The sequence below is a fragment of the Mesorhizobium sp. BR1-1-3 genome (assembly GCF_020165455.1).
GTDB lineage: Bacteria > Pseudomonadota > Alphaproteobacteria > Rhizobiales > Rhizobiaceae > Mesorhizobium > Mesorhizobium ciceri.
Window position 1 is genome coordinate 1 of record NZ_JAIUIC010000020.1, and the last position, 24,320, is coordinate 24,320.

The 24,320-nt window shown below is 62.1% G+C and carries 25 protein-coding genes; 12 read left to right on the forward strand and 13 right to left on the reverse strand.

Going from position 1 to position 24,320, the window contains the following annotated elements:
• Positions 1-70 precede the first annotated feature (70 nt).
• From LB559_RS30440 to LB559_RS30450, 3 genes are all read right to left on the reverse strand, one after another.
• Positions 71-679, reverse strand: a complete 609-nt coding sequence (locus tag LB559_RS30440) for a transglutaminase-like cysteine peptidase (RefSeq protein WP_063172304.1) — start codon at positions 677-679, stop codon at positions 71-73.
• A gap of 241 nt (positions 680-920) precedes the next feature.
• Positions 921-1,538 (reverse strand): PilZ domain-containing protein, encoded by a 618-nt coding sequence (locus LB559_RS30445; RefSeq protein ID WP_013531341.1) that lies wholly within the window; start codon positions 1,536-1,538, stop codon positions 921-923.
• Between the two features lie 183 nt (positions 1,539-1,721).
• Positions 1,722-2,354, reverse strand: a complete 633-nt coding sequence (locus LB559_RS30450; protein ID WP_024503876.1) for a PAS domain-containing protein — start codon at positions 2,352-2,354, stop codon at positions 1,722-1,724.
• A gap of 387 nt (positions 2,355-2,741) precedes the next feature.
• On the opposite strand from LB559_RS30450, the gene LB559_RS30455 reads away from it, so the two are divergent.
• Both LB559_RS30455 and LB559_RS30460 read left to right on the forward strand, forming a co-directional pair.
• Complete coding sequence (locus LB559_RS30455; RefSeq protein WP_013531343.1) at positions 2,742-3,500, forward strand: rhomboid family intramembrane serine protease; 759 nt, start codon at positions 2,742-2,744, stop codon at positions 3,498-3,500.
• Positions 3,501-3,587: 87 nt separating this feature from the next.
• The gene (locus LB559_RS30460; RefSeq protein ID WP_013531344.1) at positions 3,588-4,019 is read left to right on the forward strand and encodes a CBS domain-containing protein; all 432 of its coding nucleotides are present in this window, start codon (positions 3,588-3,590) and stop codon (positions 4,017-4,019) included.
• Between the two features lie 47 nt (positions 4,020-4,066).
• On the opposite strand, the gene LB559_RS30465 is transcribed toward LB559_RS30460, so the two are convergent.
• Positions 4,067-4,369, reverse strand: a complete 303-nt coding sequence (locus tag LB559_RS30465) for a YjhX family toxin (protein WP_013531345.1) — start codon at positions 4,367-4,369, stop codon at positions 4,067-4,069.
• 354 nt (positions 4,370-4,723) lie between these two features.
• Between LB559_RS30465 and gatB the strand changes: the two genes are divergently transcribed.
• From gatB to LB559_RS30485, 4 genes are all read left to right on the forward strand, one after another.
• Positions 4,724-6,223 carry an Asp-tRNA(Asn)/Glu-tRNA(Gln) amidotransferase subunit GatB gene (gene gatB, locus LB559_RS30470; RefSeq protein ID WP_063168097.1) on the forward strand — a complete coding sequence of 500 codons (1,500 nt, stop codon included), beginning with the start codon at positions 4,724-4,726 and terminating at the stop codon, positions 6,221-6,223.
• Between the two features lie 4 nt (positions 6,224-6,227).
• A complete protein-coding gene (locus tag LB559_RS30475; protein ID WP_063168096.1) occupies positions 6,228-6,722 on the forward strand; it encodes a GNAT family N-acetyltransferase in 495 nt (164 codons plus the stop codon).
• A gap of 161 nt (positions 6,723-6,883) precedes the next feature.
• A complete protein-coding gene (locus tag LB559_RS30480; protein ID WP_224675716.1) occupies positions 6,884-7,582 on the forward strand; it encodes an AIM24 family protein in 699 nt (232 codons plus the stop codon).
• A gap of 27 nt (positions 7,583-7,609) precedes the next feature.
• Entirely contained in the window at positions 7,610-8,026 is a 417-nt protein-coding gene (locus tag LB559_RS30485) for a hypothetical protein (RefSeq protein ID WP_224621586.1), read from the forward strand.
• Positions 8,027-8,063: 37 nt separating this feature from the next.
• Here LB559_RS30485 and panC read toward each other — a convergent pair whose 3' ends face one another.
• Entirely contained in the window at positions 8,064-8,915 is an 852-nt protein-coding gene (gene panC, locus LB559_RS30490; RefSeq protein WP_224675717.1) for a pantoate--beta-alanine ligase, read from the reverse strand.
• Positions 8,912-9,727 (reverse strand): 3-methyl-2-oxobutanoate hydroxymethyltransferase, encoded by an 816-nt coding sequence (gene panB, locus LB559_RS30495; RefSeq protein WP_198327644.1) that lies wholly within the window; start codon positions 9,725-9,727, stop codon positions 8,912-8,914. The genes panC and panB overlap by 4 nt, the downstream gene beginning before the upstream one ends.
• Positions 9,728-9,982: 255 nt before the next feature.
• On the opposite strand from panB, the gene LB559_RS30500 reads away from it, so the two are divergent.
• The 3 genes from LB559_RS30500 to LB559_RS30510 all read left to right on the forward strand — a co-directional run bounded on the left by LB559_RS30500 (position 9,983) and on the right by LB559_RS30510 (position 11,557).
• Positions 9,983-10,381 carry an NADH:ubiquinone oxidoreductase subunit NDUFA12 gene (locus LB559_RS30500; protein ID WP_013531353.1) on the forward strand — a complete coding sequence of 133 codons (399 nt, stop codon included), beginning with the start codon at positions 9,983-9,985 and terminating at the stop codon, positions 10,379-10,381.
• 123 nt (positions 10,382-10,504) lie between these two features.
• Positions 10,505-11,095 (forward strand): DUF2155 domain-containing protein, encoded by a 591-nt coding sequence (locus LB559_RS30505; protein WP_224675718.1) that lies wholly within the window; start codon positions 10,505-10,507, stop codon positions 11,093-11,095.
• 75 nt (positions 11,096-11,170) lie between these two features.
• The gene (locus LB559_RS30510; RefSeq protein WP_024503882.1) at positions 11,171-11,557 is read left to right on the forward strand and encodes a hypothetical protein; all 387 of its coding nucleotides are present in this window, start codon (positions 11,171-11,173) and stop codon (positions 11,555-11,557) included.
• A 9-nt stretch (positions 11,558-11,566) separates the two neighbouring features.
• Here LB559_RS30510 and aat read toward each other — a convergent pair whose 3' ends face one another.
• From aat to LB559_RS30540, 6 genes are all read right to left on the reverse strand, one after another.
• Positions 11,567-12,184, reverse strand: a complete 618-nt coding sequence (gene aat / locus LB559_RS30515) for a leucyl/phenylalanyl-tRNA--protein transferase (RefSeq protein WP_024503883.1) — start codon at positions 12,182-12,184, stop codon at positions 11,567-11,569.
• A gap of 12 nt (positions 12,185-12,196) precedes the next feature.
• Positions 12,197-13,540, reverse strand: a complete 1,344-nt coding sequence (gene accC, locus LB559_RS30520) for an acetyl-CoA carboxylase biotin carboxylase subunit (RefSeq protein WP_013531357.1) — start codon at positions 13,538-13,540, stop codon at positions 12,197-12,199.
• Positions 13,541-13,550: 10 nt separating this feature from the next.
• A complete protein-coding gene (gene accB / locus LB559_RS30525) occupies positions 13,551-14,009 on the reverse strand; it encodes an acetyl-CoA carboxylase biotin carboxyl carrier protein (RefSeq protein ID WP_013531358.1) in 459 nt (152 codons plus the stop codon).
• A 26-nt stretch (positions 14,010-14,035) separates the two neighbouring features.
• Positions 14,036-14,470, reverse strand: a complete 435-nt coding sequence (gene aroQ, locus LB559_RS30530) for a type II 3-dehydroquinate dehydratase (RefSeq protein WP_013531359.1) — start codon at positions 14,468-14,470, stop codon at positions 14,036-14,038.
• Between the two features lie 149 nt (positions 14,471-14,619).
• Entirely contained in the window at positions 14,620-15,423 is an 804-nt protein-coding gene (locus LB559_RS30535; protein ID WP_013531360.1) for a DsbA family protein, read from the reverse strand.
• A gap of 61 nt (positions 15,424-15,484) precedes the next feature.
• Positions 15,485-16,879, reverse strand: coding sequence for a M48 family metalloprotease (locus LB559_RS30540; protein ID WP_224675719.1), 1,395 nt, complete (start codon positions 16,877-16,879; stop codon positions 15,485-15,487).
• Positions 16,880-17,024: 145 nt separating this feature from the next.
• On the opposite strand from LB559_RS30540, the gene LB559_RS30545 reads away from it, so the two are divergent.
• Together LB559_RS30545 and LB559_RS30550 are read left to right on the forward strand one after the other, a co-directional pair.
• Positions 17,025-18,173 (forward strand): pyridoxal phosphate-dependent aminotransferase, encoded by a 1,149-nt coding sequence (locus LB559_RS30545; RefSeq protein WP_027160394.1) that lies wholly within the window; start codon positions 17,025-17,027, stop codon positions 18,171-18,173.
• A gap of 4 nt (positions 18,174-18,177) precedes the next feature.
• A complete protein-coding gene (locus LB559_RS30550) occupies positions 18,178-19,125 on the forward strand; it encodes a glutaminase (protein WP_013531363.1) in 948 nt (315 codons plus the stop codon).
• Positions 19,126-19,295: 170 nt separating this feature from the next.
• Here the strand turns inward: LB559_RS30550 and LB559_RS30555 are convergent, their stop codons facing one another.
• Positions 19,296-22,232, reverse strand: a complete 2,937-nt coding sequence (locus LB559_RS30555) for a ribonuclease E/G (RefSeq protein WP_024503887.1) — start codon at positions 22,230-22,232, stop codon at positions 19,296-19,298.
• Positions 22,233-22,886: 654 nt separating this feature from the next.
• Here LB559_RS30555 and LB559_RS30560 point away from each other — a divergent pair.
• The gene (locus tag LB559_RS30560) at positions 22,887-24,149 is read left to right on the forward strand and encodes an N-acetylmuramoyl-L-alanine amidase (RefSeq protein WP_063168091.1); all 1,263 of its coding nucleotides are present in this window, start codon (positions 22,887-22,889) and stop codon (positions 24,147-24,149) included.
• Positions 24,150-24,320: the final 171 nt, after the last annotated feature.

A 24,320-nucleotide genomic window follows, 5' to 3' on the forward strand; every position in this document is an offset into this window, starting at 1 on the left:
CCCCGTCCCCAACGACCGGGTTTCTCCTGAAGCGCCTCGCATTCACGCGGCGCGCTTGATCTCTGTTAAATCAGCGGACGCTGGCGACCGCGTCGGAGCGGCCGTCATTGATCGTCACCCAAACGCCGGAATTCTGGTCTGACTGGCGCTTGAGATAGGTGTAGTCGGTGTCCGTCCAGGACAGGACCTTGGTCTCAAGATTGTCGAGGATGAATTCTCCGAGGCTGGTGCGCACGGTCAGCACCGCGTGGCCGTCGCCATTCGGCTGGCGCGCCACCGTCATCAGCAGATTGCCGGCGGGGACGCCCGCATCCATCAACTCGCGGCGCTTTTCCAGCGCGTAATCCTCGCAATCGCCATAGCCATTGGCCGGATAGGCCCAATATTCCTCGACACCGTAGTTTTCCATGTCGGTGCGCGGCTTGATGCGGGTGTTGACCGAATTGTTGATGTTGACGATCGTCGCCCACAGCTTGCGGGTCAGTTCGACCGGCGCACCCCTGGGGGTCCGTTCGCTGCATTCGCCGGGAATGCGCTGGCAGAACTCATAGTGACCAACAGGCTGGGTGGTGCGTCCGCCGGTGTGCATATAGGCCGGTCCCGCGGCATATGCTGATCCCCAAGCGGAAAGCTGCATCGCCATTGCCGCCAGCAACAGCTTGCCCCTCGTTTTCTTCATTGTTGTAGTCTCCCCGTTCGAAGGAGACATTGCCACATGTGGATTTATTTGACGCAAAAGCGCGAAGTAGATATTGAGTAAAACTCCAATAGAATAAACGTAAAATTTGAATCATTTGAGTATTAATTCGTTTGGATCTGAAGGCTCCCACCTCGGGCACGGAGCGCTCCCAGAAACAAGCTCCCAGAAACAAAAAACCGGCCGCAAGGGCCGGTTCCTGGAATGTTGCTGTCGGGCCTGCTCAGGCGCGTGGCGTGTTGAATTCGGAATCAAGCGTTTCGGGACGCTGGATCACAGCGAATTCGATGGCGACGCCGTCCTCGAAATGACGCACGACCTGCCCGCGCATGGTGCCAAGCATGACCTGGATGCCGATCGCCGGTTTGACGTCGATTTCGACAGCGGCGCCGGAGAGCGAAAGGTCGATGATGCGGCACTGGTACTGGCGGCCGTCGGTGAGCTGCAGCACGCTTGTCGGATTGCGCGGTGCGACGCGCTCGTGGCGGCGATCTTCCGGCAGGTCGAGTTCATGCTTGTTGGCCAGCCAGGTCAATTGCGCGGCCAGCTTGTCCTTCTTGCGATCCGACGCAATGACGGTCATTGCGAAACCGTCCTGCAAGGTGCGTGTGACGACGCCTTCGATGCGGCCGATATGATCGATGTAGGCGATGATTTTTTCGCCGGGCATGCCGATGCGGTCGGTGCGAAACGCGACATTGCCCGGTGACATGTCGACGACCTGGCAGGGATGTTCGGTGCGGTCTTCCAGCATGAAGCGTCCGTAAATTTTAACCCGGACGCGCTGAAAGTTTCGCCTTTCAGCTTGGGACGGCGCATAGTCGACCGCCGCTGACCTCATGACTGCCTACACCCCGTTTGGCATCCCGCGCGCCGATGCGAGGAACTTCATCAGAGAAGTACAACAAAGCGGGTTAACAAAGGGGAAAAGCGGGCGCTCCAGCGTTTTCCTTTTTGCAGGCCGTGGTGCCAAAACCGCCGCGCAGTTTTGGGCGACGTGCATCAGGTCTCAAAAAACAGCGGACTATTCCTCGCGCCCGCCATCGAAGACGACGAGATGACGGATGCGACGCACCCGGCCGAGCGCCGAGATCGTCTCGGGTGCCCCAAGTTCATCGGGAACAAGCGAGGGAACATCGATCGCCGGGCGATTGTTCAGAAGCTCCTTCTCCGGATCTATGACGCGGATCGAATCGATCAACGCATCGGTGATCGGATCGGCACCCAGCCAGAAGGGTTTCTCCACGGCGCTGATGACGCCCAGGCAGCGCGGATTTTCGACGCCGCCGTCCAGCGGCAGGGCAAGCAGTTCGAACTTATTGGAGCGCCCGTTGCGGCTGAAGCCCTCATAGCTGATGAGCACGACCGATTTCTGCTCGAACACGCCATGGATCAGGCGCGAGACGAGCCGCTGGTCCTTCTCGCGCCACAGCGATGGAAAGGAAAACCCCTTGAGCTCGCGGCCGTAGCAGGCGCAAAGCCTTGTGCCGGCCAGCCGGAATACGGCCTGTCCGCGCGTGTCACGTTCCAGGATAAAGGTGTCGGCCAGCAGCGACTTGATGTCGGCCGGTTCGACCTCCGAACGCTTCGGGGCGGGGCGTCCATCACGCAGGCGGTTCCAATATTGGAACAGCGTGATCGATCCATTCTGGTTCATGCTATGCTGCTCCGCGCAATCTGTCGTCTGATGTCCCATCGGTGAACAGAAGGGCGCCCTCCGAGGACCTACATGCGTTGCGGAGCAGGAAGCGTGCCAGCGTCGTTAACACTTGTTCACGGGTCGGGGCCGTTAAGGTTAACAAGTGGTTTACGTTGCGTCTGAGCGAGCCCCGTGGCACACAAAAACCACTCCAGAAGCGGTCGTTTCGCGACGATCGGCAGCACTTCAGTCAGAGTTTTAGGGAGCAGGGGGCTCGACCGGCCGTTCAAGGGAAACCTTGAACGGCTTCTTTTTTGATTCGCGCCAGATGATTCGCGGTTTGCTGTTCGGTCCGCGTTGATCTAGATGCTCGAACTTGGAATCCCGCAGTGAGTGCAATTTCAAATGAGTGAACCGGTAATTCCCTCGGAAGCCGACCCGGTCGAGGGCGCGCCCGAGCCGCGGCGCGAGCCGGTGTTCAACCTGCCGCCCGTCGTACTGGCGGTGATCGGCATCTGCGTCGTCGTCTATCTGTTGCAGCAATATGTGTTGAGCGAATCCCAGCAGATGACATTGCTGTATGACGGGGCCTTCATCCCCGTTCTCTACACCGGGCAATACGGCTTCGACTGGTTCCTGTTTTCGCGGCCCTTCACCTACGCGTTCATGCATGGCGGCTTTGCCCATATCGCCATCAACATGGTGTGGCTCGCCGCGTTTGGTTCACCATTGGCAAACCGTCTGGGAACGCTGTGGTTCGCGCTGTTCTTTGCCGCAACCGGGCTGGCTTCGGTCGCGCTTTTCTGGGCACTGCATCCTTACGGTGAGGCGCCGCTGGTCGGGGCTTCCGGTGCGATATCAGGCATGATGGGGGCTGCGGCGCGTTTTGGCTTCCGCACCGATCGTTCGGCCGGCAAGGCCGCCTTCGCCGGCCCGGTGCTGCCGATCGCATTCGTGTTGCGCTTACGCGGTGTCGTGATTTTCCTTGCCATGTGGATGGTCATCAATCTCGCCACCGGCCTGCTCGGTTTTGCCCCGGGGGTAGACGGCCAGATCGCCTGGGAGGCCCATATTGGCGGCTTTGTCGCCGGCTTCTTCGGCCTGCGCTGGTTCGACAGGCGATGGCAGGCGCCCGAATGGGAGACGGCCGACCACCACACTTGAAATGCAACCGATCACGGCGCACGATGTTCACTCTTACGTGAAGGCCGGTCAGGGCAGGAACCGGCAGGCAAAGCAGAGGAGGACGCCATGACGGTTAAGGCAATTCTCGAGAGAAAAGGCCATGACGTGTTGACGCTCGGGCCGAACGAAAAGCTTAGCGAAGCCATCCGTATCCTGGCAGAGCACAAGATCGGGGCGCTGGTCATCACCAATGGCGATCGCAAGATCGTCGGCATCCTGTCAGAGCGCGACATCGTCCGGGTTGTCGCCCGCGAAGGTGGAGCCGCGCTCGATATCCCCGTGCGTTCGGCGATGACGCCGAAAGTGAAGATCTGCAACGAAAACCACACCGTCAACGAGGTGATGGAGATCATGACCCGAGGCCGCTTCCGCCATCTGCCGGTGGAAAAGGACGGCATGCTCGATGGCATCGTGTCCATTGGCGACGTGGTCAAGCGCCGCATCGAGGATGTCGAGCGCGAGGCCGACGAGATCAGAGCCTACATCGCCACCGCCTGAGCGGTGAGGCGAACCGCCGGCCGGAGAACCGACCGGCGGAGCCGTGGTTACCTGTTGTCGAGTTCGGAGCGGACGAGTGCGAGCCCGCGCCGGGTGATGCGGTAGGGTCCACCGTCAGACGAAGAAACAGCCTTCTTCCGCTTCAGTTTTCGAAACAGCTCGAGATCGACGCCCGGATAATGCCAGCCGTCGCGGGTCAGGCATTTGACGGAGGCGATCCGTTTCTTCTCGTTCTTTTCGATTTCAATGCGTCCGCCCTGCGCGAGCAGGTGCAGGATGCGCTGTTTCCACAGCGCCGCGCGTCCTCTTGGACGCGCAAAGGACGCTGTGGCACTTATGATTTGGCGCATGATCCTTTCCGAAAATCGATACCGATTTTCGGGGTCATGCGCTGCGCGAAATATCCATGTGAGAGTTTTCCGGGAAAACAAAAAATGCCGCCGCCGCGAAGCTTCGCGGCACGGGGTTTCAGGTTTTCTGCCCTGCCTCGCCAGGAGGTCAGGGCCTTACCGGGACTGAGCGTAAGTGGACATCCACTCTCCATTGGAATGGACCTCCTATAGGCGAACGCGGCTGAAAAGGCCAGTCCGCGGCTTTGCGCTTGTGTTTTTTGGGCGCTTGTCTCTTTTGGCGGTTTGCACTAGCGAAGTTGCACACCAAAGTGTGCGAAACGCATTATCCGCAGTTCCAATACGCAGGCCACCATGTCCCTCATCGACACCCGCACGCCCGACGCCAAGCGCCTTGTTTCCGGTGCCACCGGCGACTGGGAGATCATCATCGGCCTCGAGGTCCATGCCCAGATTACATCGGAAGCAAAGCTGTTTTCCGGCGCCTCGACCGCTTTCGGCGCGGCGCCCAACGCCAATGTCAGCCTGGTCGATGCGGCGATGCCCGGCATGCTGCCGGTCATCAACGAGGAATGCGTCAAGCAGGCGATCCGCACCGGCCTTGGGCTGAAAGCGCAGATCAACCACAAGTCGGTCTTCGATCGGAAGAACTACTTCTATCCAGACCTGCCGCAGGGCTACCAGATCTCGCAGTTCAAGCAGCCGATCGTCGGCGAGGGCACGGTGATCGTTTCCGTTGGCCCCGATCGTCAGGGCGAATTCGAGGACATCGAGGTCGGCATCGAGCGGCTGCATCTGGAGCAGGATGCCGGAAAGTCGATGCACGACCAGCATGTGACCATGTCCTATGTCGACCTCAACCGCTCCGGCGTGGCGCTGATGGAGATCGTCTCCAAGCCCGACATGCGCTCGGCCGACGAAGCCAAGGCTTATGTCACCAAGCTGCGCACCATCGTGCGCTATCTCGGCACCTGCGACGGCAACATGGACGAAGGTTCGATGCGCGCCGACGTCAACGTTTCGGTGCGCAAGCCGGGCGGCGAGTTCGGCACGCGCTGCGAGATCAAGAACGTCAACTCGATCCGCTTCATCGGCCAGGCCATCGACTACGAGGCGCGCCGGCAGATCGCCATTCTCGAGGATGGCGGCAAGATCGACCAGGAGACGCGGCTGTTCGACGCCGTCAAGGGCGAGACGCGTTCGATGCGCTCCAAGGAAGAGGCACATGATTACCGCTACTTCCCCGATCCGGACCTCTTGCCGCTGGAATTCGACCAGGCCTATGTCGATGCGCTGGCCAAGGAATTGCCGGAACTGCCAGACGACAAGAAGGCGCGGCTGATCGCGTCGCTCGGCCTGTCGGTCTATGACGCCTCGATCCTGGTTTCGGAAAAGCCGATCGCCGACTATTTCGAGAAGGTGGCCGCCGGCCGCGACGGCAAGCTCGCCGCCAACTGGGTCATCAACGATCTGCTCGGGCAATTGAACAAGGCCGGAAAAGACATTGAAAACGCTCCGGTTTCCCCCGAGCAGCTTGGCGCGGTCATCGATCTGATCAAGGACGGCACCATTTCCGGCAAGATCGCCAAGGACCTGTTCGAGATCGTCTGGAATGAGGGCGGCGATCCGCGCCAGCTGGTCGAGAGCCGTGGCATGAAGCAGGTCACCGACACCGGCGCCATCGAGAAGGCCGTAGACGAGGTGATTGCAGCCAACCCCGACAAGGTCGAACAGGCGCGCGCCAAGCCGAGCATGGCCGGTTGGTTCGTTGGCCAGGTGATGAAGGTGACCGGCGGCAAGGCCAATCCACAAGCGGTCAACGACCTCGTCAAGACCAAGCTGGGCATCGAGTAGCGCGGTGTTTGTCCGCACCGCAGGTGAACGTGATCTGACGGCCATCCGGGCGCTGCTGGTCGAAACCTGGCACACGACCTATGACGCGGTCTATGGCCCTGACCGGATCGACCGGGTCATCGAGGATTGGTGTTCGCCGGCGAAATTGAGAGCTAGCCTTGAGCGGCCGAATGCCGAATTCCTGGTCGCCGACGACGGCAAGCGCATCGGCGGCGTCGCCTATGCCGAAAGCGTCGAAGGCGGCACCGTGGTCGACCTGCAACAGCTCCATGTCGCACCCGACCTGCAAGGCCGGGGCATCGGCGGGATGTTGCTCGATGAGGTGATCGAGAATTTTCCGGAAGCCCGCTCTCTACGCATCGAGGTCGTGGAGCAGAACAGGCGTGCGGTCGCCTTCTATCTGGCCAACGGCTTTGCCGAGATTGGCCGGGCCGACAATTATGGGCCGGCGCAGTCCGGTATTGCTGCGTTGATTCTTGAGCGGATGCTGACCGCCTGAGCGCTCGATGATCGCGCGATTGCATCACGTTGTTGCGACTGGACCCTCGAGCGCACCGCTTTCATTTGACGGCGCAAATATCGAGCGCAAAGCTGTGGCCGCTGACCCCAGCCATGATCGGTGTTTGACCGGTGGCATGCGAGGCAGCTTGGGGAATCGTCATGCCAAGCTTGCCGGAACTGATGCCGACACAGGTGTCGGACGAGACCTTTGGCGGCGTCACCTATCATATAGCGGGCGAGCTGGTGCCGGTGCTTTCGGTCGATGTCACGCGCATGCCGGTCTATTTCGAGCACCACATCCTTTTGTGGAAGAATTCCACCATCACCATCGGCCTGAAATCGCTGAAGGGCGCGCTGAAGCGGATGATGGCCGGCATGCAGATCTTCGTCACCGAGGCGTCGGGGGCGGGCATCATTGCCTTCAGCCGCGATGGGCCGGGCCACATCGTGCCGATCCATCTCAGGCACGGCGAAGAGATCCAGGTGCGCGAGCACCAGTTTCTCGCCGCCACCGGCAATGTCGACTACACCTTCGAACGGGTGCGCGGCCTGGCGACGATGCTGTTCGGCCAGAGCGGCTTTTTCATCGAACGCTTTCGCGGTGATTCCGGCGATGGCATCGTCTGGCTGCACGGCTATGGCAACGTCTTCGAAAAGACGCTCGCCGCCGGCGAAACCATCGACATCGAACCAGGCGGCTGGCTGTTCAAGGATGCCTCGGTCAGGATGGAAACCAAGATCGATCGCCTGTCGAGCGGCTTCTTCGGCGCCAACATGAATTTCATCGTCAACCGATTCACCGGACCGGGGCGTGTCGGCATCCAGTCAATGTATCTGCATATGCCGACCGAGGAATAGTTCGGCGAAGGCCACTGGCGGGCAGCAATGGCGGCCGCGACCCGGCCATGCGTCATCGCGGCGTTTGCCGTGCCGGCTCACCACGGATATGCAAGGGCCATGACCAAATTGTTCCGCACTGCGGCGCTGGCGCTGCTCGCCATCATCATTTTCGCGACCTTGTCGCCGATCCAGATGCGGCCGCATCTCGCTGAAGCAAATGTCGAGCGTGCCATGGCTTATGTCCTGCTGGGCTTCGCCCTCGCGGTCGGCTTCCCCAACCGACTGTATCAAGTGGTGATCTTTGTGGCTGTGATCGCCGGCATGCTGGAACTGCTTCAGCTCATTGATCCCGGTCGCCATGCACGCCTCATCGATGCATTGGTGAAAGCCTTTGCCGGGGTGGTTGGGATCGTCGCGGGACACCTGATCGTCAGGGCCGGCCGGCAAAAGAGCGAGAGCTAGGCGCGGCAGCAACCCGCCGCGGCGGATCGAGCCTTCGCTAGGCAGCGGGAACCCCCACATTGTCGATTAGCCTGGTTTTGCCGAGCCATGCTGCTGCGAGAAGACGCCCTTCGCGGTTTCGACGCCATGGCGCAAGCGTCAGGCTTTCGCGTGCCTCGACATAGTCGACCTTCTGGAAACCGGCGGCGATGAGGGCGCGGATAGCCTCTTCGGTTGCGTCGTTTTGGTGGGCGCCTGCCGCCAGGGCCACTGCCGTTTTGCGCAATATCACGTTGAGTTGGCGGGCGACCTTCAGTTCGGCCTCATCGAGATAGGCGTTGCGTGACGACATGGCGAGACCATGCGCGTCGCGTATCGTCGGGGCGCCGACGATGTCGACGGGCAGGTCGAGATCGCCGCAGAGCTGTCTCACCACGCAAAGCTGCTGGTAGTCCTTCTCGCCGAAGACCGCAAAGTCGGGCGTTGCCTGCAGGAGGAGCTTTGCCACCACGGTGGCGACGCCGTCGAAAAAGGTCGGCCGAAAGTCCGATTCGAGCCCGGCGGAGGGGCCGCCGACCGAGATTTTCGTGGCGAAGCCGGCGGGATACATCTCGCCAACCGTCGGTGTGAAAGCAAGGTCGGCCTTTGCCGCGCCGAGCCGGTCGAGATCGCGGGCGAGTTGGCGCGGGTACTTGTCGAGGTCTTCGCTCGGCGCGAACTGTGTCGGGTTGACGAAGATCGACACGACGCAGCGCTCGGCTTTTTCGAGCGCGATCCTGACCAGCGAGATGTGCCCGTCGTGCAAAGCGCCCATAGTCGGCACCATGGCGACACGAAGGCCGTCACGGCGCCAGTCATGGATTTGCGTGCGAAGTGCGGCAACGCTGTCGACGACGACGGGTTGGCTCATGCGTCATCCCTGCTGTTTGTCGCCGAAAAGACATGGCCGGGGCCCGGGAAGGTCCGGTTTCGCACTTCTGCTGCATAGCTCTTTGCGGCATGCGAGATCGCGCTGCGCAGGTCGGCGTATTCCTTGACGAATTTCGGCACGCGATCGACGGTCAGCCCGACCATGTCGTCGATGACCAGGATCTGGCCGTCGCAGTCGCCGCTGGCGCCGATGCCGATGGTTGGAATGGCGAGGCGGCGGCTGATATCGGCGGCGACCCTCTCGACCGTGCCTTCGATGACCACCGAGAAAGCCCCGGCGTTCTCGACGGCGAGCGCATCGCGAAGCAATGCCGCAACAGCCCCCTCGGTGCGGCCTTTGATCTTGTAGCCGCCGTCCTTCTCGACCGATTGCGGCTGCAGGCCGATATGCCCCATGACCGGAATGCCGGCGGCGACGATGGCCGCGATCTGGCTAACCATGTCGACGCCGCCTTCGAGCTTCACCGCCTGGCAGCCGGTTTCGTCGACGACCCGCCGCGCCGAGGCGACGGCAAGTGCTGCCGTGACCTCATAGCTGCCAGCCGGCAGGTCGATGACGACGCAGGCACTGGCCGAGCCGCGCATCACGGCTTGCCCATGCGCGATCATCATCTCCAGCGAGGCACCCAGTGTCGTCTTGTGGCCGTGGAGGACCATGGCGACACTGTCACCGACCAGAAGCAGATCGACATGGTGATCAAGCAGACGGGCGATGGGATAGGTATAGGCGGTCAGGCAAACGATCGGCGTGCCGCCCTTGCGGTGGCGAATCGCCTCGGCGCTGATGCGCATGTCGGTGGTCGGCAATTCCGTGGCCAATCGTCACCTCCTTTGGCCTCAAGCCGGGCTGGATACAAGCATGGGCGCGCAGAGCTTTAGAAACACCGCAAAGGCTTGGCAAGCGTGCATGCAGCCACCGGCAGGATCACAGGCTTGTGTCGGGTTTCAGGAAAGCCATTTGCGCACACGCCGTGGCAAAAGCCTTGCCTTCGGCAAGGCCTGACGCCATAAGCAGGAAACGGGCGCTGCCGGCGCGAGGGTTTTGAGATGAAGACTTTCCTTACGCAGTTTTTCACCTGGTGGAACAGCCAGACGATAGGAACCCGCCTGCACACGTGGCGGTATGGCAAGAAGGTCGGCCAGGACGAGACCGGCAATTTTTACTACGAAGGCGGCATCGATTCGGAAGGCCGCACGCGCCGCTGGGTCATCTACCGCAATTATTCGGAAGCTTCGGCGATACCGCCCGGCTGGCACGGCTGGATGCACCACCGTGTCGACGTCGCGCCGTCCAGCGAGGACTACAAGCCACGCGACTGGCAGAAGCCGCATCAGCCCAATCTGACCGGCAGCCCGGCGGCCTATCGCCCGAAGGGCTCGGTGCTCACCAATCAGCATCGCCCGCAGGTCACCGGCGACTACGATGCCTGGACACCCGGGTCGTAGCGACAGGGTGCAAGCCGGTCCTTTATCGCCACAATTGGTGTTTAGCTGCTTGCTGATCAGAAAACGGCGACTAGCCTTGGCGATCGACAGAATCACCCGGGCGCGAACCACCGGTATCTTTGCATGAGCTTTTCTTACTCAATATCGGCCAGTCTGGCGCTAGCCGCCGGTCTTGCCGTCAGCACCGTGGCCTTCGCCGCTTCGCCTGAGCCCGCGGCACCCGCGCCGGCGCCGCCCGCGGGAGCGGACCGGGTTACCAATGCCGTTGCCGAGTTTGCCGGTATCGACAAGATCACCGGCCGGATCATCACCTTCGATGTCTATATCGACGAGACGGTGCAGTTCGGCGCTTTGCAGGTGACGCCGCGCGTCTGCTATTCGCGGCCGCAGGCGGAGGCGCCGAAGACCGATTCCTTCGTCGAGGTCGACGAGATCACGCTCGACCGCAAGATCCGCCGCATCTTCACCGGCTGGATGTTTGCCGAAAGCCCCGGCCTCAACGCCGTCGAGCATGCCGTCTACGACGTCTGGCTGAAGGCCTGCAAGCAGAAGTCGGATGTGCCGGCGCCCGACGGAGCCAAGGGTGACGCAACCAAAGCGGAGGCTCCCAAGCCCGCCGCAGCCAAACCGGAAGCCGCGACCACTCCGGACGTCACAACGCCTGATGTGACGGAGCCGGACGCTTCGGAACCCGATACTACCGACACCAACTGATCCCCCGGAACCGTCCTGGCCACAATGCGTTGGGCCACGGACGAGCGCACATTCATGCGCAAGGAGGATCTTCCGATGTCAGACAGCAAACGGATCACGGCTAGCAAGGCCGAATTGCTGGAACTCGAAAAGGGATTCTGGACGGGCGACTCCGCCTACTACGCGGCCAACGCCGACACCGAATGCCTGGTGGCATTTCCGCAGATGGCACAGGCGATGGACAATGCGGATCTGGCCAAGACCGCGGCCAAGCCCAACCGCTGGCGCAACCTGCAGATGGATCTCAAGGGCATTATCGAGCCGGGCAGCGACATCATCATGCTGACTTACGAGGCGCGTGCGACACGGGAGAATGGCGAGGCTTATGCCGCGCTGGTCAGCACCGGCTACGTCCATCGCGCCAACGGCTGGAAGATGATGTTCCATTCGCAGACGCCATTGGAAGCCGCTACCGGGAAGTAGGCTCAATCCTCAGGGATAGAATATTGCCTCGCCCTTCAACGCATCGGCGAGCATCTTCTCATACTTGCCGCGCGGCACGTCGACCGCGCCGAACCGCTTGAGGTGCTCGGTGGTGAACTGCGTATCAAGCAGAGCAAAGCCCCGCGCCTTCAAGCGCTCGACGAGGTAGAAGAGGCAGGTCTTGGAAGCGTCCGTCTCTCTGGCGAACATGCTCTCGCCAAAAAACACCCGGCCGAGCGACACGCCATAGAGGCCGCCGACCAGCCGGTCCTCACGCCACGCTTCGACCGAATGACAATGGCCTATCCGATGCAACTCGATATAGGCTTCGCGGATCGGCGCATTGATCCAGGTCGAGCGCCGCTCCGCGCGCTTTTCGGCGCAGCCGTCGATGGTCGCCTCGAAATCGAAATCGAAACGGATGTCGAAGGGATGTTTCTTGATCGTTTTCCAGAGACTTTTCGGCGTGTGAAAGCCGTCAAGCGGGATGATGCCACGTGTCTCCGGCCGCACCCAGAACACCTCCGGGTCGCCGGCACTTTCTGCCATTGGGAAGACGCCCGAGGCGTAGGCCTTGAGCAGCAGGTCGGTGGGGATGCGATAGCCGGGCGCGTAGGGGCGGGTCATCGCGTCTCCGCGCTACTCTTCCTTGGCCAGGTATTTTTCCAGCCAGTGGATGTCATAATCGCCATTGGCGATGTCGGCATTGCCGACGAGATCGCGAAACAGCGGCAGCGTCGTCTTGATACCGTCGACGACGAACTCGTCCAGGGCGCGGCGCAGGCGCATCATGCACTCGACGCGGTTACGCCCATGTACAATCAGCTTGCCGATCAGGCTGTCGTAATAGGGCGGGATCTTGTAGCCGGAATAGACGCCGGAATCGACGCGGATGCCCAGACCACCCGGTGTGTGGAAATGGGTGATCGTACCGGGCGAGGGGGTGAAGGTGCGTGGGTCCTCGGCGTTGATGCGGCATTCGATGGCGTGGCCGTTGAACTTGATGTCCTCCTGCTTCACCGAGAGGCCGCCGCCGGAAGCGACGCGGATCTGCTCATGCACGAGATCGATGCCGGTGATCGCTTCCGTCACCGGATGCTCGACCTGCAGGCGCGTGTTCATCTCGATGAAATAGAACTCGCCATTTTCGTAGAGGAACTCGATCGTGCCGGCGCCGGAATAGCCGAGGTCGGCAATCGCCTTGGCGCAGATGCCGCCGATACGGGCGCGCTCTTCGGCATTGAGGGCCGGCGAGGGCGCCTCTTCCCAGACTTTCTGGTGGCGGCGCTGCAAGGAACAGTCGCGCTCGCCGAAATGCACGCCGCGGCCAAAGCCGTCGCCGAACACCTGCACCTCGATATGGCGCGGCTTTTCCAGGTATTTCTCGATGTAGACCGCATCGTCGCCGAAGGCCGCACCGGCTTCCGTGCTCGCCGTTTGCAAGGCGACCTCAAGGTCGGCCTCGGTAAGCGCTACCTTCATACCGCGCCCGCCACCACCGGCCGATGCCTTGATGATCACGGGATAGCCGATCTCGGCGGCAATGCGCCTGGCTTCTTTTTGGTCGGTGACGGCGCCGTCCGAACCGGGCACAACCGGAATGCCGAGGCGCTTGGCGGTTCGCTTGGCCTCGATCTTGTCGCCCATGATGCGGATATGGTCGCCGGACGGACCGATGAAGGTGATGTTGTGCGCGGCCAGTATGTCGGCGAACTTGGCGTTCTCCGACAGGAAGCCGTAGCCCGGATGCACGGCGTCGGCGCCGGTGATTTCGCAGGCCGCAACGATCTGATGGATGTTGAGATAGCTGTCGCGCGATGGCGGCGGACCGATGCAGACGCTCTCGTCCGCGAGCCGCACATGCATGGCGTCGGCATCGGCGGTCGAATGCACCACCACCGTCTGGATGCCGAGTTCCTTGCAGGCGCGCAGCACCCGGAGGGCGATTTCGCCGCGATTGGCGATGAGGATCTTCTGAAACATCAGGCCCGCTCTACTCGATCACGACGAGCGGCATGCCATATTCGACCGGCTGCGAATCCTCGAAAAGGATCGCGGTCACCGTGCCGGCGCGTGGCGAGGGGATCTGGTTCATCGTCTTCATTGCTTCGATGATCAGCAGCGTCTGGCCTTCCTTGACCTTCTGGCCGACTTCGATGAATGCCTTGGCGTCCGGCGACGGAGCCAAATAGGCCGTGCCGACCATCGGTGAGGTGACCGCATTCTTGGAAAGGTCCGCCACCACAGGCACGGCAACGGCGGCAGCCTGCGCTGCTGCCGGCGCATAGGCCGGTTGCGGCGCCGCGATTGCATGAACGGCCGGCGCCTGCCGCGAGACGCGCACCTTCAGGTCGCCCAGTTCAACCTCGATCTCGGTGAGGTTGGTGTCGTTCAGTATGCCCGCCAGATCGCGGATCAGTTGCTGGTCAACACCGGTCTTCTTTATCGACATTTTCGAGCCTTCTGTTTGTTGGCCGGTCATAGGCGTGCGGCCAGCGCCTGTAGCGCCAGCGTATAGCCGAGCGGCCCAAAGCCACAGATCATGCCGACGGCGACCGGCGCGACCATGGAGACGTGGCGGAATGGTTCCCGCGCATGGATGTTGGAAAGATGAACTTCGGCCACCGGCAATGGTGCGACGGCGCGGATGGCGTCGTGGATGGCAATCGAGGTGTGGCTGTAGGCGCCCGGGTTGATGACGATGCCGACAGCCTTGTCGCCGGCTTCCTGAATCCAGTCGACAAGGTCGCCCTCATGGTTCGACTGGCGGAAATCGATCTCGAACCCCAGCGCCGTGCCTGCCTGCTTGCAGTCGTCGGCGATCGCGGCAAGCGTCTTGCCGCCATAGATGCCCGGCTCGCGCTTGCCGAGCGCGTTGAGATTGGGACCGTTCAGGACGAAAACCGTTTTCAAAAAAGCCGACCTTTCCCGGCGCCGTCATCAAGCCGGCGCGCTGGGCCCTCTATAATGGGCATAGCCGCCCGCGGAAAGAGCGCAAGTGCGTTCTTTCACTGTCCACAACAGGTGGAAATGTGCCAGTGAGAGATAGCTGGCGAGCAAGATCAGAGCGCGGCTTTCGCCGCCTCGATCTTTTCAGCCAGCACTTCCTGCCCGAGCGCCCCGAACACCACCTCGTTGCCGACGACATAGGACGGCGTTCCGGTGATCGCCAGCTTGTTGGCAAGATCGTAGGTCTTGGCGAGGGCCTCGTTGATTGTCGGGTCCTTCATCTTCTCGCGCAGCGCCGCTTCGTCGGCGCCGAGCGACAGCGCGACCTTCATGGCCGCCGCCTCGGTGGCGCGTCCCTGACCGCCGAGCAACGCATTGTGGAACTCGCCGTACTTTTCCGGGTGCATCAGGTGGAAGGCCATCGAGACCACGCTCGCCTTCTGCGAATCCGGTCCGAGGATGGGGAATTCCTTGAGCACGAAACGCAGGTCCGGATCGGTCTTGGTCAGCGCCTTCATGTCGTCGATGGCACGTTTGCAGAAGCCGCAATTATAGTCGTAGAACTCGACGATGGTGACCTTGCCGGTCGGATTGCCGACGACGCCGTCGAAGGCGGAGTTGAAAATCTGGTCCTTGGCATCTTTGATCACGCCGAGATGAGCGATGCGTTGCTCTTCCTTCTGCTTGGCCTCAAGCGCATCCTGGACTTCCAGGAGGACTTCCGGGTTTTTCAACAAATAGTCGCGGATGATGCCTTCGACCTCGGTGCGGTCGATCTTGGTATCGGCCGCCGCCGTCTCGACCGGCTGTGCGGTCCCGGCCTTGGCGATCTGCGGGTTTCCGGCAACGAATCCGAAAGCCAGCATGGCCAGAGCGACCGCAACCCCCGTGGTGCCCAGCAGCAGTGCCTTTTTCATCGTTCCTGTTCCTTCTGCCTGTTTTCCGGTCTGGCTATGTCGTGGCGCGCGGCCGGAAGGTTCACTTGATCTTGGTTGACGGCTTGTAGTTTATGATATCCTGGGCGCGAAGCCAGCGCGGCTCGCCGCGTTTCATCTGCTGCTGCGCCCGCATGGCGAAAATCTTCGCATCCTTGTAGTTGCCGGAATAGAAATGGCTTTCGGCGGTGGCAAGTTCAGCGCCAGGTATGTCGCCCAACTCGCCATAGGCCTGCGCCAGATAGCGATATCCGGCTGAATTTTCCTTGTCGCGACCGAGGCCATTGTTGATCTGCACGACGGCTTTTTTGAGGGAGTCGGGCGTGCCGACGGCCATCAGCGCCTGGCCCACGGACACCGGCAGCAGACCGGACCGAGCCGAATCGAGGCTGACCGCCTTGGCATAGGCGTCCGCGGCTTCCTTGGGTTTGTTGGCTTTCATCAGGATGTCGCCGCGCAGTTCCTGGAAGTAGGCATTCTTCGGTTGCGCTTTGATCAGTGCATTGGTCTTGGCGAGGGCGGCGGCGATGTTGCCGAACAGGTAGGTCGACTGGGCGTCGCCGTACTGGGCGGCGAGGGTTCCTTGCATCTTTCGCATCAGCCGGGACGCGGCCGCCTGGCCTTCCATGTAAACGGCGATCTTCACCCGCATCATGTCATGGCGCTGCTGCAGCGCGGGCGGGTCCGGCCTGTCGACATTGGGGTCCTGTTTCACCAGCACTTCGAGATTGGCGATGCGGTCCTGCGGCATCGGATGGCTGATCCGATACGGATCGACCTGGGCGCCCGAAAGCGAAAGTGCGGTCTGGAAGCGGCGGAATGTCTTCAGCATGCCCATGCCGGACTGGCCGGTGGCGTTGAGATAGGTGATCGCCGAGCGGTCGGCCGTCATCTCCTCGGTGCGCTGATAGGCGAGGATGCTGCGCTGTGCCATTTCGCCGCCGCCGGCAGCCACGCCCATGCCGGCGCCGGCGAGACCGCGGCTGCTGGTTGTGGCACCGGCGACAATGGCGCCGGCGCCAAGCAATGTCGCGATGACGGCCATCGTCTTGGCTCGTTCGAGCTGGTCGCGCAGCTTCTGCTGGTGGCCGCCGGCAATATGACCGGCTTCGTGCGCGATGACGCCGATGATCTCGTTGGGCGTTTCAGCCGTCATCAGCGCGCCGGTGTTGATGAACAGCCGACGCCCGGTGACGAAGGCGTTGAAACTCTGGTCGTTGACCAGGACGATGTCGATGCCGTCATTCGCCAGGCCGGCCGCCCTGAAGATCGGCCGCGCGTAATCGCGCACCAGCGCCTCGATCTCGGCGTCGCGCACCACCGGCACGTTCTGGGCGAAGGCGCTGACCGAGCTCGACATTGCAACGGCAAGGCCAAGCGAAAGCGTCGCGAAGACGCGCGCTGCCTGGGCAATCGTCGATCTGGGTCGGCTCAACATGATGTGTCCACTGGTAGACGAGCGGGCGAAAGATGAAAAGTCGGCGCCGGAAACTTCCTCAACTTGTGATCCTCACATCAATCGGGCATTTGTGCGGCACATGCGCCAGTGCCTGGCGCCGTCAGTCATCGGGAATACTGGTTAAATGGTCGTTTCGCTCTCACGCCGTGGCAATGTCGAGCCCTTCCATGCGATGGACATTCTGGCAGAGGCAAACCGGCTGAAGTCCCAGGGCGTGCCGGTTGTTTCGATGGCCGTCGGCCAACCCTCCGATCCCGCACCGGTTCTGGTTCGCGCCGCAGCAGCCAAGGCGCTGCAGGATGGGCGCATCGGCTACACCGACGCGCTCGGACTGGCAGGTTTGCGCAAGGCGATAGCCGGACACTACGCCGATCACTACGGGCTTGAGATCGAGCCCGGCCGGATCGCGGTGACCACGGGATCGTCGGCCGCCTTCAATCTTGCCTTCCTGGCGATGTTCGATCGGGGTGACCGCGTCGCCATCGCGGCACCCGGTTACCCTGCCTACCGCAACATCATGGCCGCACTCGGCATCGAGGTGGTCGAGATCGAGCTCGGCGACGCCGCCTACCTGCATGCCGGCCATTTGGAAGCCGCGCATCGTGAAAAGCCGCTGAAAGGCGTTCTCTTCGCCAGTCCCGCCAATCCAACCGGCGCGGTCATACCAGCCGATGAACTGGCGGCCCTGGTAAGGACGGCACAGGACCTCGGCATCGCCGTCATCTCCGACGAAATCTATCACCGGCTGGCCTATGCCGCCCCCGACACCACGGCACTTGCCTATGGCGGCGATGTGACGGTGATCAATTCCTTCTCCAAATATTACTGCATGACCGGCTGGCGAATCGGCTGGATGGTGCTGCCGCAGGAACTGGTGCGGCCGGTCGAGCGCGTCGCCCAGAGCCTCTACATCTCGCCGCCGGAGCTATCGCAGATTGCCGCGATCGAAGCGTTCAGGGCGACCGAGGAACTGGAGGCGGTAAAAGGCCGCTACGCCTGGAATCGCGAGCTCTTGATGAAACGCCTGCCGGAACTCGGCTTTCCGCTGGCGGCGCCCATGGACGGCGCCTTTTATGCGTTCTGTGACGTCACCAGGCATACCAATGACAGCATGGCCTTTGCGCGAAAGATGCTGGCCGAGGCGCATGTTGCAGCAACGCCCGGCCGCGACTTCGACACTCAGGCTGGGCACCGGACCATGCGTTTCTCCTATGCCGGCAGTCACGACGACATGGTCGAGGCAATGGTGCGCATCGAACGCTGGTTGAGGTAACACCATGCCGGAACTTGAACAGGCCCCCAAACTTGATCGGGCATTGGCCGAAGTCGCCGCCGAAATGGCCGAGCGCACCGATCGCGGCGACGTCGCTTCCTACATTCCGCAGCTGGGCAAGGTCGATCCGAAGAAGTTCGGCATCGCGGCGGTCACCAATGACGGCCGCGTGCTGATGGCCGGCGATGCCGACCAGGCATTTTCCATCCAGAGCATCTCGAAAGTGTTCACGCTGACACTGGCGCTCGGCAATGTCGGTGACGCGCTTTGGCAGCGGGTAGGCCGCGAACCGTCAGGCAATCCATTCAACTCGATCGTGCAGCTCGAGCATGAGAACGGCATTCCGCGCAACCCGTTCATCAATGCCGGCGCCATTGTCATTTCCGACATCCTGCTTGCCGGCCACCAGCCGCGCGAGGCGATCGGCGAAATCCTGCGCTTCATCCAGTTCCTCGCCGACGACGAAACGATCATCATCGATCGTGAGGTCGCGGCGTCCGAACGGGCCACCGGCTATCGCAACTTCGCGCTTGCCAACTACATGAAATCCTTCGGCAATCTCCACCACGCGCCGGAGCTGGCGCTGGGCGTCTACTTCCACCATTGCGCCATCGCAATGAGTTGCCGGCAACTGGCGCTCGCCGGCCGCTTTCTCGCCAATGGCGGCAAGAACCCGGCGACCGGGCATTCCGTGGTGTCGGCCGAACGGGCACGCCGCATCGGCGCGATGATGCTGACCTGCGGTCACTATGATGGCTCCGGCGATTTCGCCTTCCGCGTCGGCATCCCCGGCAAGAGCGGCGTCGGCGGCGGCATATTGGGCATCGTGCCGGGCGTGGCGTCGCTTGCCGTCTGGTCGCCCGGCCTCAATGCCAACGGCAACTCCAAGCTGGGGTCGATCGCGCTGGAAAAGCTGGCCAGGATGATGAACTGGTCGATCTTCGCGCCGTGATGCATGTCGCCCAAAAGTGCGCAGCGGTTTTGGGACAACGACATGCATAAAAATCAAGGAAGCGTTTTAGCCTTTCGCGATCCGGAATAGCGCCAGATAAGAAAATCCCGCACCGTCTTCGAGACGGCGCGGGATTTTTGTCAACAAACTAGCTCAGGTGGCTGAAAGGCTTAGAAAAAGCCCTTCCGCTGCCACCATCCGCCGCGTTTCGGCTTGTCGTCGGTCTTGTCCTCGGCCTTGGCCGCGGGTTCTTCCGCTACGGTCGAAGACACCACCGGCTCGACCGGCGCATTCACCGCCGCCGGCTTGCGCCGCGACGGGCGGGCCTTCGGTGCCTTCTCGACAGCCGCTGCTTCGTCGGACGCCGTGGCCGGCGTCTCGACCGGTGCTTCCGCCTCGGCAGCCGGCTCTTCGGCGACGATTTCGGCTGCGGCCTTCTTCGGCTTGGCGGCACGGCGTGGCTTCTTCGGCTTCTCCGTGCTCGGCGCGTCGTCATTGGCCGGAGCAAGCACCACCGGCTCTTCGGCCGCTGCGGTAACCACCGGCTCGCTGGCGATCACCTCGGTTGCCGAGACTTCGCCTTCGGACGCGTCGGCTGCTTCGCCAGCACTTGCCTCAGCCTCGCCTTCACCGTCTTCGCGGCGGTTGCGCTTGCCGCCGCGCTTGCCGCGCCGGCGCTTCTTGCCCTGGCCTTCGTCCGAAGCTTCAGCTGTGGCAGGAGTTTCGGAAACACCAACAGGGGCATTGTCGTCCGCTTCCGCGTCGCCATCTCCGGCGGCCGAGTCCGAGTCCGAAAACTCGCCGGCCGGAGCCGAGACGGAAGCACCGTCCGCAGGGGCGCCATGTTCGCGATCGCGATCCTTGCCGCCACGCCGACGCCGACGCTTGCGGCGCTTGCGGTCGCGGCCTTCGCCTTCCTCACCACCGGCAGCGGGCCGCGGCTGCTGTTGCTGCGGCTGCTGGCGTGGCTGTTCTGCCTGGATCGGCGCCTCGTCGTCTTCCTCGATGACGGCAATCTCATCCTCGGGCTCGTCCGGCTCGACATAGGCCGGGAAGCTGCGCGCCTCGACAAAGCCTTCCGGCTTTTCAGCCAACGCGCCGCGGAAGATCGCATAGTGCTGCGAACCCACCGAATCGTCGGCCTCGACGGTGATCGTCAGCCCGAAGCGGCTTTCGAGTTCCACCAGCGTGCCGCGCTTGTGGTTGAGCACGTAGAGTGCTGTCGCCGCCGGCGTCCGCACCGTGATGTGGCTGCGCGAATCCTTGAGCAGGAATTCCTCGATCGCCCGCACCACCATCAGCGCGACCGACGAATCGGAGCGCACATGGCCGGTGCCGCCGCAATGCGGGCAAGGCTTCATGGTCGATTCCAGCACGCTGGCGCGGATGCGCTGGCGTGACATCTCCATCAGGCCGAAATGCGAGATACGGCCGACCTGGATGCGCGCACGATCGTTCTTGAGGTGATCCTTCAGCCGCTTCTCGACGGAGCGGTTGTTGCGGTTCTCCTCCATGTCGATGAAGTCGATGACGATCAGGCCGGCAAGATCGCGCAGCCTGAGCTGACGCGCGACTTCCTCGGCCGCTTCCAGATTGGTGTGGAGCGCGGTGTCCTCGATCGAGTGCTCCTTGGTGGAGCGGCCCGAATTCACGTCGATGGCAACCAGCGCTTCGGTCTGGTTGATGATGATGTAGCCGCCGCTCTTCAGCGTCACTTGCGGCTGCAGCATGCGGTCGAGCTGTGCCTCGATGCCGTTGCGCACGAAGATCGGCGTCGTGTCGCGGAACGGCTGAACCACCTTGGCGTGGCTCGGCATCAGCATGCGCATGAAGTCCTTGGCCTCGCGGTAGCCTTCCTCGCCGGAGACAAGAATCTCGTCGATATCCTTGTTGTAGAGGTCGCGGACCGAGCGCTTGATCAGGCTGCCTTCCTCGTAGACCAGGGCAGGGGCCGTGGACTGCAAGGTGAGATTGCGGACATTTTCCCAAAGCCGCATCAGATATTCGTAGTCGCGCTTGATCTCTGCCTTGGTGCGGCTCTCGCCGGCGGTGCGCAGGATGACGCCCATGCCCTGCGGCACTTCGAGATCGGCGACGACCTCCTTGAGCCGCTTGCGGTCGACCGCGCTGGTGATCTTGCGCGAAATGCCGCCGCCACGCGCCGTGTTCGGCATCAGCACCGAATAGCGGCCGGCCAGCGACAGATAGGTGGTCAGCGCCGCGCCCTTGTTGCCGCGCTCTTCCTTGACGACCTGCACCAGGAGGATCTGCCGGCGCTTGATCACTTCCTGGATCTTGTACTGGCGGCGCACCGGCTTGCGGCGGTTGCGCACTTCTTCCAGCGCATCCTCGGCGCCGACCGATTCGACCTCGTGATCGTCCGGATGCGAGGACTGCACTTCTTCCAGCATGCCGCGATCATTGTCGCCGGAGGTCGCTTCGCTGCCTTGTTCGGCCAGCGGGACGGCTTCGGAAATCACATCGGCCTCGACCGAGGCGGCGATCGACGTCGGGCCGCCTTCGCGGATTTCGCCTTCGTCCTGCTCGGCCGAATCCTCGCCATGCTCGGACGCATCGGCATGTTCGGACGAATCAGCCGCATGTTCAATGATCTCGGACGTGTGCGAGATGTCCTCGACACCAGCGTCGGCACCTTCTTCTGCCTCGTCGGCAGCGTCGCTCGCCTCGCCGGAATCGGCTGCATCGCGCTTGTGCTCGCCCCGGTCGCGGGGCTTGCCGCCGCGCCTGCGGCCGCGCCGTCCGCGATCGCGGCTCTGGCGATCATCGCCGTCGCCGTCCTCGTTCTCCTCGTCCTCAGCCTCCTGCGCTTCCGCGCGCAGCAGTGCCTGACGATCGGCGACCGGAATCTGGTAGTAATCGGGGTGGATTTCACTGAAGGCGAGAAAACCGTGACGGTTGCCGCCATATTCGACAAAGGCTGCCTGAAGGGAGGGCTCTACGCGCGTTACGCGGGCTAGGTAGATGTTTCCTTTGAGCTGCTTCTTGTCCTGGGATTCAAAGTCGAATTCTTCAATACGGTTACCGCGTATGACGACAACGCGTGTTTCCTCCGGGTGGGAGGCGTCTATCAGCATTTTGTTGGGCATTATTTCGTTTCCCCCCGGCAGCCGTCAGCCGCAGCTTGCGAGGCAAAGTCTGCTGCTGCGTGTCTGGAATGTGGGTGCCGGATATTTGAACGTCCGTCGGCCGCCGCTTGAGCGCCATGGCGGTGCCGCCCGCAGCCATAATGGCGCGGTTTGATGCGGACCTTTCCATGATTGCGCTTGAAGCCATCGTCACCAACAGAACCTTTTGAACCAAAGCCCGGACGAACCGGACCAGCTTGTTTGCTCATACAGAGCCGGCACGGGAACAAACCCGGCCGTTTTCCTCACGCAGGCGATTCCCCCGCCACGGGAGCACGCCTGCGAAATTCGTCGCGATCACCTGAACCCTTTTCGCCTGAAGCGAAAGGAGCCGCCTTTACGTCTGACCCTGTAGCAAGAAGCTGCGGAGGAGGGCGGTTCCAGGATTGCAGTGATCCACCATCGCTTTTATGATTTGGCGGGGTGGAAGGCAACCCCGATTTCCGATGCCGGCAAAAAGCCGTTCCGTAGCGTAAAGCCAGGCTTGCGGCCCTGCATGAAAAGGCTTGGTTAACCTTCTCTGGATACCAATCGTTAATCGAGTTCGCGGCCTAACCGGCATTTCGACGAAACGACCGGGCGCCGGGCGCCAAACCGGGAGCGACTGGAAGAGAGATGGGATTGGCGGACTTCACAGACAAGGGATGTCGTGTCGGCGGCCGGATCCTGGCCGCTTTCTGCCTCTTGCTGCTGCTGGCGGCCTCATCCGTCTTGTCCTCAAATGCCAGTGCCGCCGACGCTCCGCTCGTGGCAAAAGGCTACAAGATGGCCGGCGATGCCACCAAGATGCGCATCGTCATGGATTTCGACCGCGAACCCGATATCAAATGGTTCCTGCTGCGTGGTCCCAACCGTCTTGTCATCGATCTCGCGAATACGAGATTCGCCGTGGATGCCAAGGATTTGAAGGCGCGGGGCCTGGTCAAGGGCGTGCGCCTGGGCGAACTCGGCGAGGGCGTTTCGCGTCTGATCCTCACCGGCAAGGGACCCTTTGCCGTCGACAAGCTCGACGTGCTCAAAAACGAGGACGGAACCGGCTACCGCATTGCCATCGATATGTCGGCGGCATCCGAACGCGAGTTCGATGCCGCACTTGCCAATCAGGCGCTGACCACCGGATCGACCGTTTCGACCGACAAGGGAGGGCGGGTCGGCACCGGGCCGGTCTCCAATCCGGGCCATCGGTTCACCGTGGTTATCGACCCCGGCCATGGCGGCATCGACGGCGGTGCCGAGGGCCTGAACGGCACCATCGAAAAAAACGTCACGCTGGCCTTCGCCACGGAGCTGCGCGACAAACTCGCGGCCGTCGGCAATTATGATGTGTTCATGACGCGCGACACAGACGAATTCCTGCGTCTGGACGACCGCGTGCGCATTGCCCGTCAGCATGAGGCCGACCTGCTTATTTCGATCCATGCCGACACGATCAGCGTCAAGGGCATTCGCGGCGCCACCGTCTATACCGTCTCCGACAAGGCTTCGGACCCCGAGGCGCAGGCGCTTGCCGACCGTGAGAACCTCTCCGACCAGTTCGCCGGCATGGAAATCAAGAACGACAACAAGGAAGTCACCGACATCCTGATCGACCTGATCCGCCGCGAAACACACAATTTCTCGATGAGTTTCGCCCACACGCTGGTTGGCCAGTTGTCGACCAGCGTCGGTCTTATCAACAATCCGCAGCGCTCCGCGGGTTTCAAGGTGCTCAAGGCACCCGATGTGCCGTCGGTGCTGGTCGAACTCGGTTATCTCTCGAACGCCAAGGACGAGGCGCAGTTGCTCAACGCCGACTGGCGCGGCAAGGCGGCCCAGAGCATAACCAACGCCGTCGCGCTGTTCGCGTCGGCCAAGGCCGGATCGGGAACCGGAGGTTGATATGACCGGCGACGCCTGCAACCAGAGGCGGCGTTGCGCGACGACAACACCCAGTGCTTTTATTTTCCGGCCAGCAGCCGTGAAATCAGGCATTGCCGTATTTTGTCCACATGGCGGCGACAAGGGTTTTCGATTACGGATTGGGACCGGCTCGAAAGCTTGCGTGAAAGG

What these genes read in the sequence shown, in the direction of transcription:
- LB559_RS30465 (WP_013531345.1), bottom strand. Translation starts at nt 4,369, where the DNA reads ATGCGCCAAATCATAAGTGCCACAGCGTCCTTTGCGCGTCCAAGAGGA.
- LB559_RS30535 (WP_013531360.1), bottom strand. Translation starts at nt 15,423, where the DNA reads ATGAAAAAGGCACTGCTGCTGGGCACCACGGGGGTTGCGGTCGCTCTG.
- gatB (WP_063168097.1), top strand. Translation starts at nt 4,724, where the DNA reads ATGTCCCTCATCGACACCCGCACGCCCGACGCCAAGCGCCTTGTTTCC.
- LB559_RS30555 (WP_024503887.1), bottom strand. Translation starts at nt 22,232, where the DNA reads ATGCCCAACAAAATGCTGATAGACGCCTCCCACCCGGAGGAAACACGC.
- panC (WP_224675717.1), bottom strand. Translation starts at nt 8,915, where the DNA reads ATGAGCCAACCCGTCGTCGTCGACAGCGTTGCCGCACTTCGCACGCAA.
- LB559_RS30480 (WP_224675716.1), top strand. Translation starts at nt 6,884, where the DNA reads ATGCCAAGCTTGCCGGAACTGATGCCGACACAGGTGTCGGACGAGACC.
- LB559_RS30455 (WP_013531343.1), top strand. Translation starts at nt 2,742, where the DNA reads ATGAGTGAACCGGTAATTCCCTCGGAAGCCGACCCGGTCGAGGGCGCG.
- LB559_RS30445 (WP_013531341.1), bottom strand. Translation starts at nt 1,538, where the DNA reads ATGAGGTCAGCGGCGGTCGACTATGCGCCGTCCCAAGCTGAAAGGCGA.
- LB559_RS30450 (WP_024503876.1), bottom strand. Translation starts at nt 2,354, where the DNA reads ATGAACCAGAATGGATCGATCACGCTGTTCCAATATTGGAACCGCCTG.
- LB559_RS30560 (WP_063168091.1), top strand. Translation starts at nt 22,887, where the DNA reads ATGGGATTGGCGGACTTCACAGACAAGGGATGTCGTGTCGGCGGCCGG.
- LB559_RS30500 (WP_013531353.1), top strand. Translation starts at nt 9,983, where the DNA reads ATGAAGACTTTCCTTACGCAGTTTTTCACCTGGTGGAACAGCCAGACG.
- accC (WP_013531357.1), bottom strand. Translation starts at nt 13,540, where the DNA reads ATGTTTCAGAAGATCCTCATCGCCAATCGCGGCGAAATCGCCCTCCGG.
- LB559_RS30550 (WP_013531363.1), top strand. Translation starts at nt 18,178, where the DNA reads ATGCCGGAACTTGAACAGGCCCCCAAACTTGATCGGGCATTGGCCGAA.
- LB559_RS30485 (WP_224621586.1), top strand. Translation starts at nt 7,610, where the DNA reads ATGGCGGCCGCGACCCGGCCATGCGTCATCGCGGCGTTTGCCGTGCCG.
- panB (WP_198327644.1), bottom strand. Translation starts at nt 9,727, where the DNA reads ATGCGCATCAGCGCCGAGGCGATTCGCCACCGCAAGGGCGGCACGCCG.
- aat (WP_024503883.1), bottom strand. Translation starts at nt 12,184, where the DNA reads ATGACCCGCCCCTACGCGCCCGGCTATCGCATCCCCACCGACCTGCTG.
- LB559_RS30545 (WP_027160394.1), top strand. Translation starts at nt 17,025, where the DNA reads ATGGTCGTTTCGCTCTCACGCCGTGGCAATGTCGAGCCCTTCCATGCG.
- LB559_RS30460 (WP_013531344.1), top strand. Translation starts at nt 3,588, where the DNA reads ATGACGGTTAAGGCAATTCTCGAGAGAAAAGGCCATGACGTGTTGACG.
- LB559_RS30540 (WP_224675719.1), bottom strand. Translation starts at nt 16,879, where the DNA reads ATGTTGAGCCGACCCAGATCGACGATTGCCCAGGCAGCGCGCGTCTTC.
- LB559_RS30505 (WP_224675718.1), top strand. Translation starts at nt 10,505, where the DNA reads ATGAGCTTTTCTTACTCAATATCGGCCAGTCTGGCGCTAGCCGCCGGT.
- accB (WP_013531358.1), bottom strand. Translation starts at nt 14,009, where the DNA reads ATGTCGATAAAGAAGACCGGTGTTGACCAGCAACTGATCCGCGATCTG.
- LB559_RS30440 (WP_063172304.1), bottom strand. Translation starts at nt 679, where the DNA reads ATGAAGAAAACGAGGGGCAAGCTGTTGCTGGCGGCAATGGCGATGCAG.
- LB559_RS30510 (WP_024503882.1), top strand. Translation starts at nt 11,171, where the DNA reads ATGTCAGACAGCAAACGGATCACGGCTAGCAAGGCCGAATTGCTGGAA.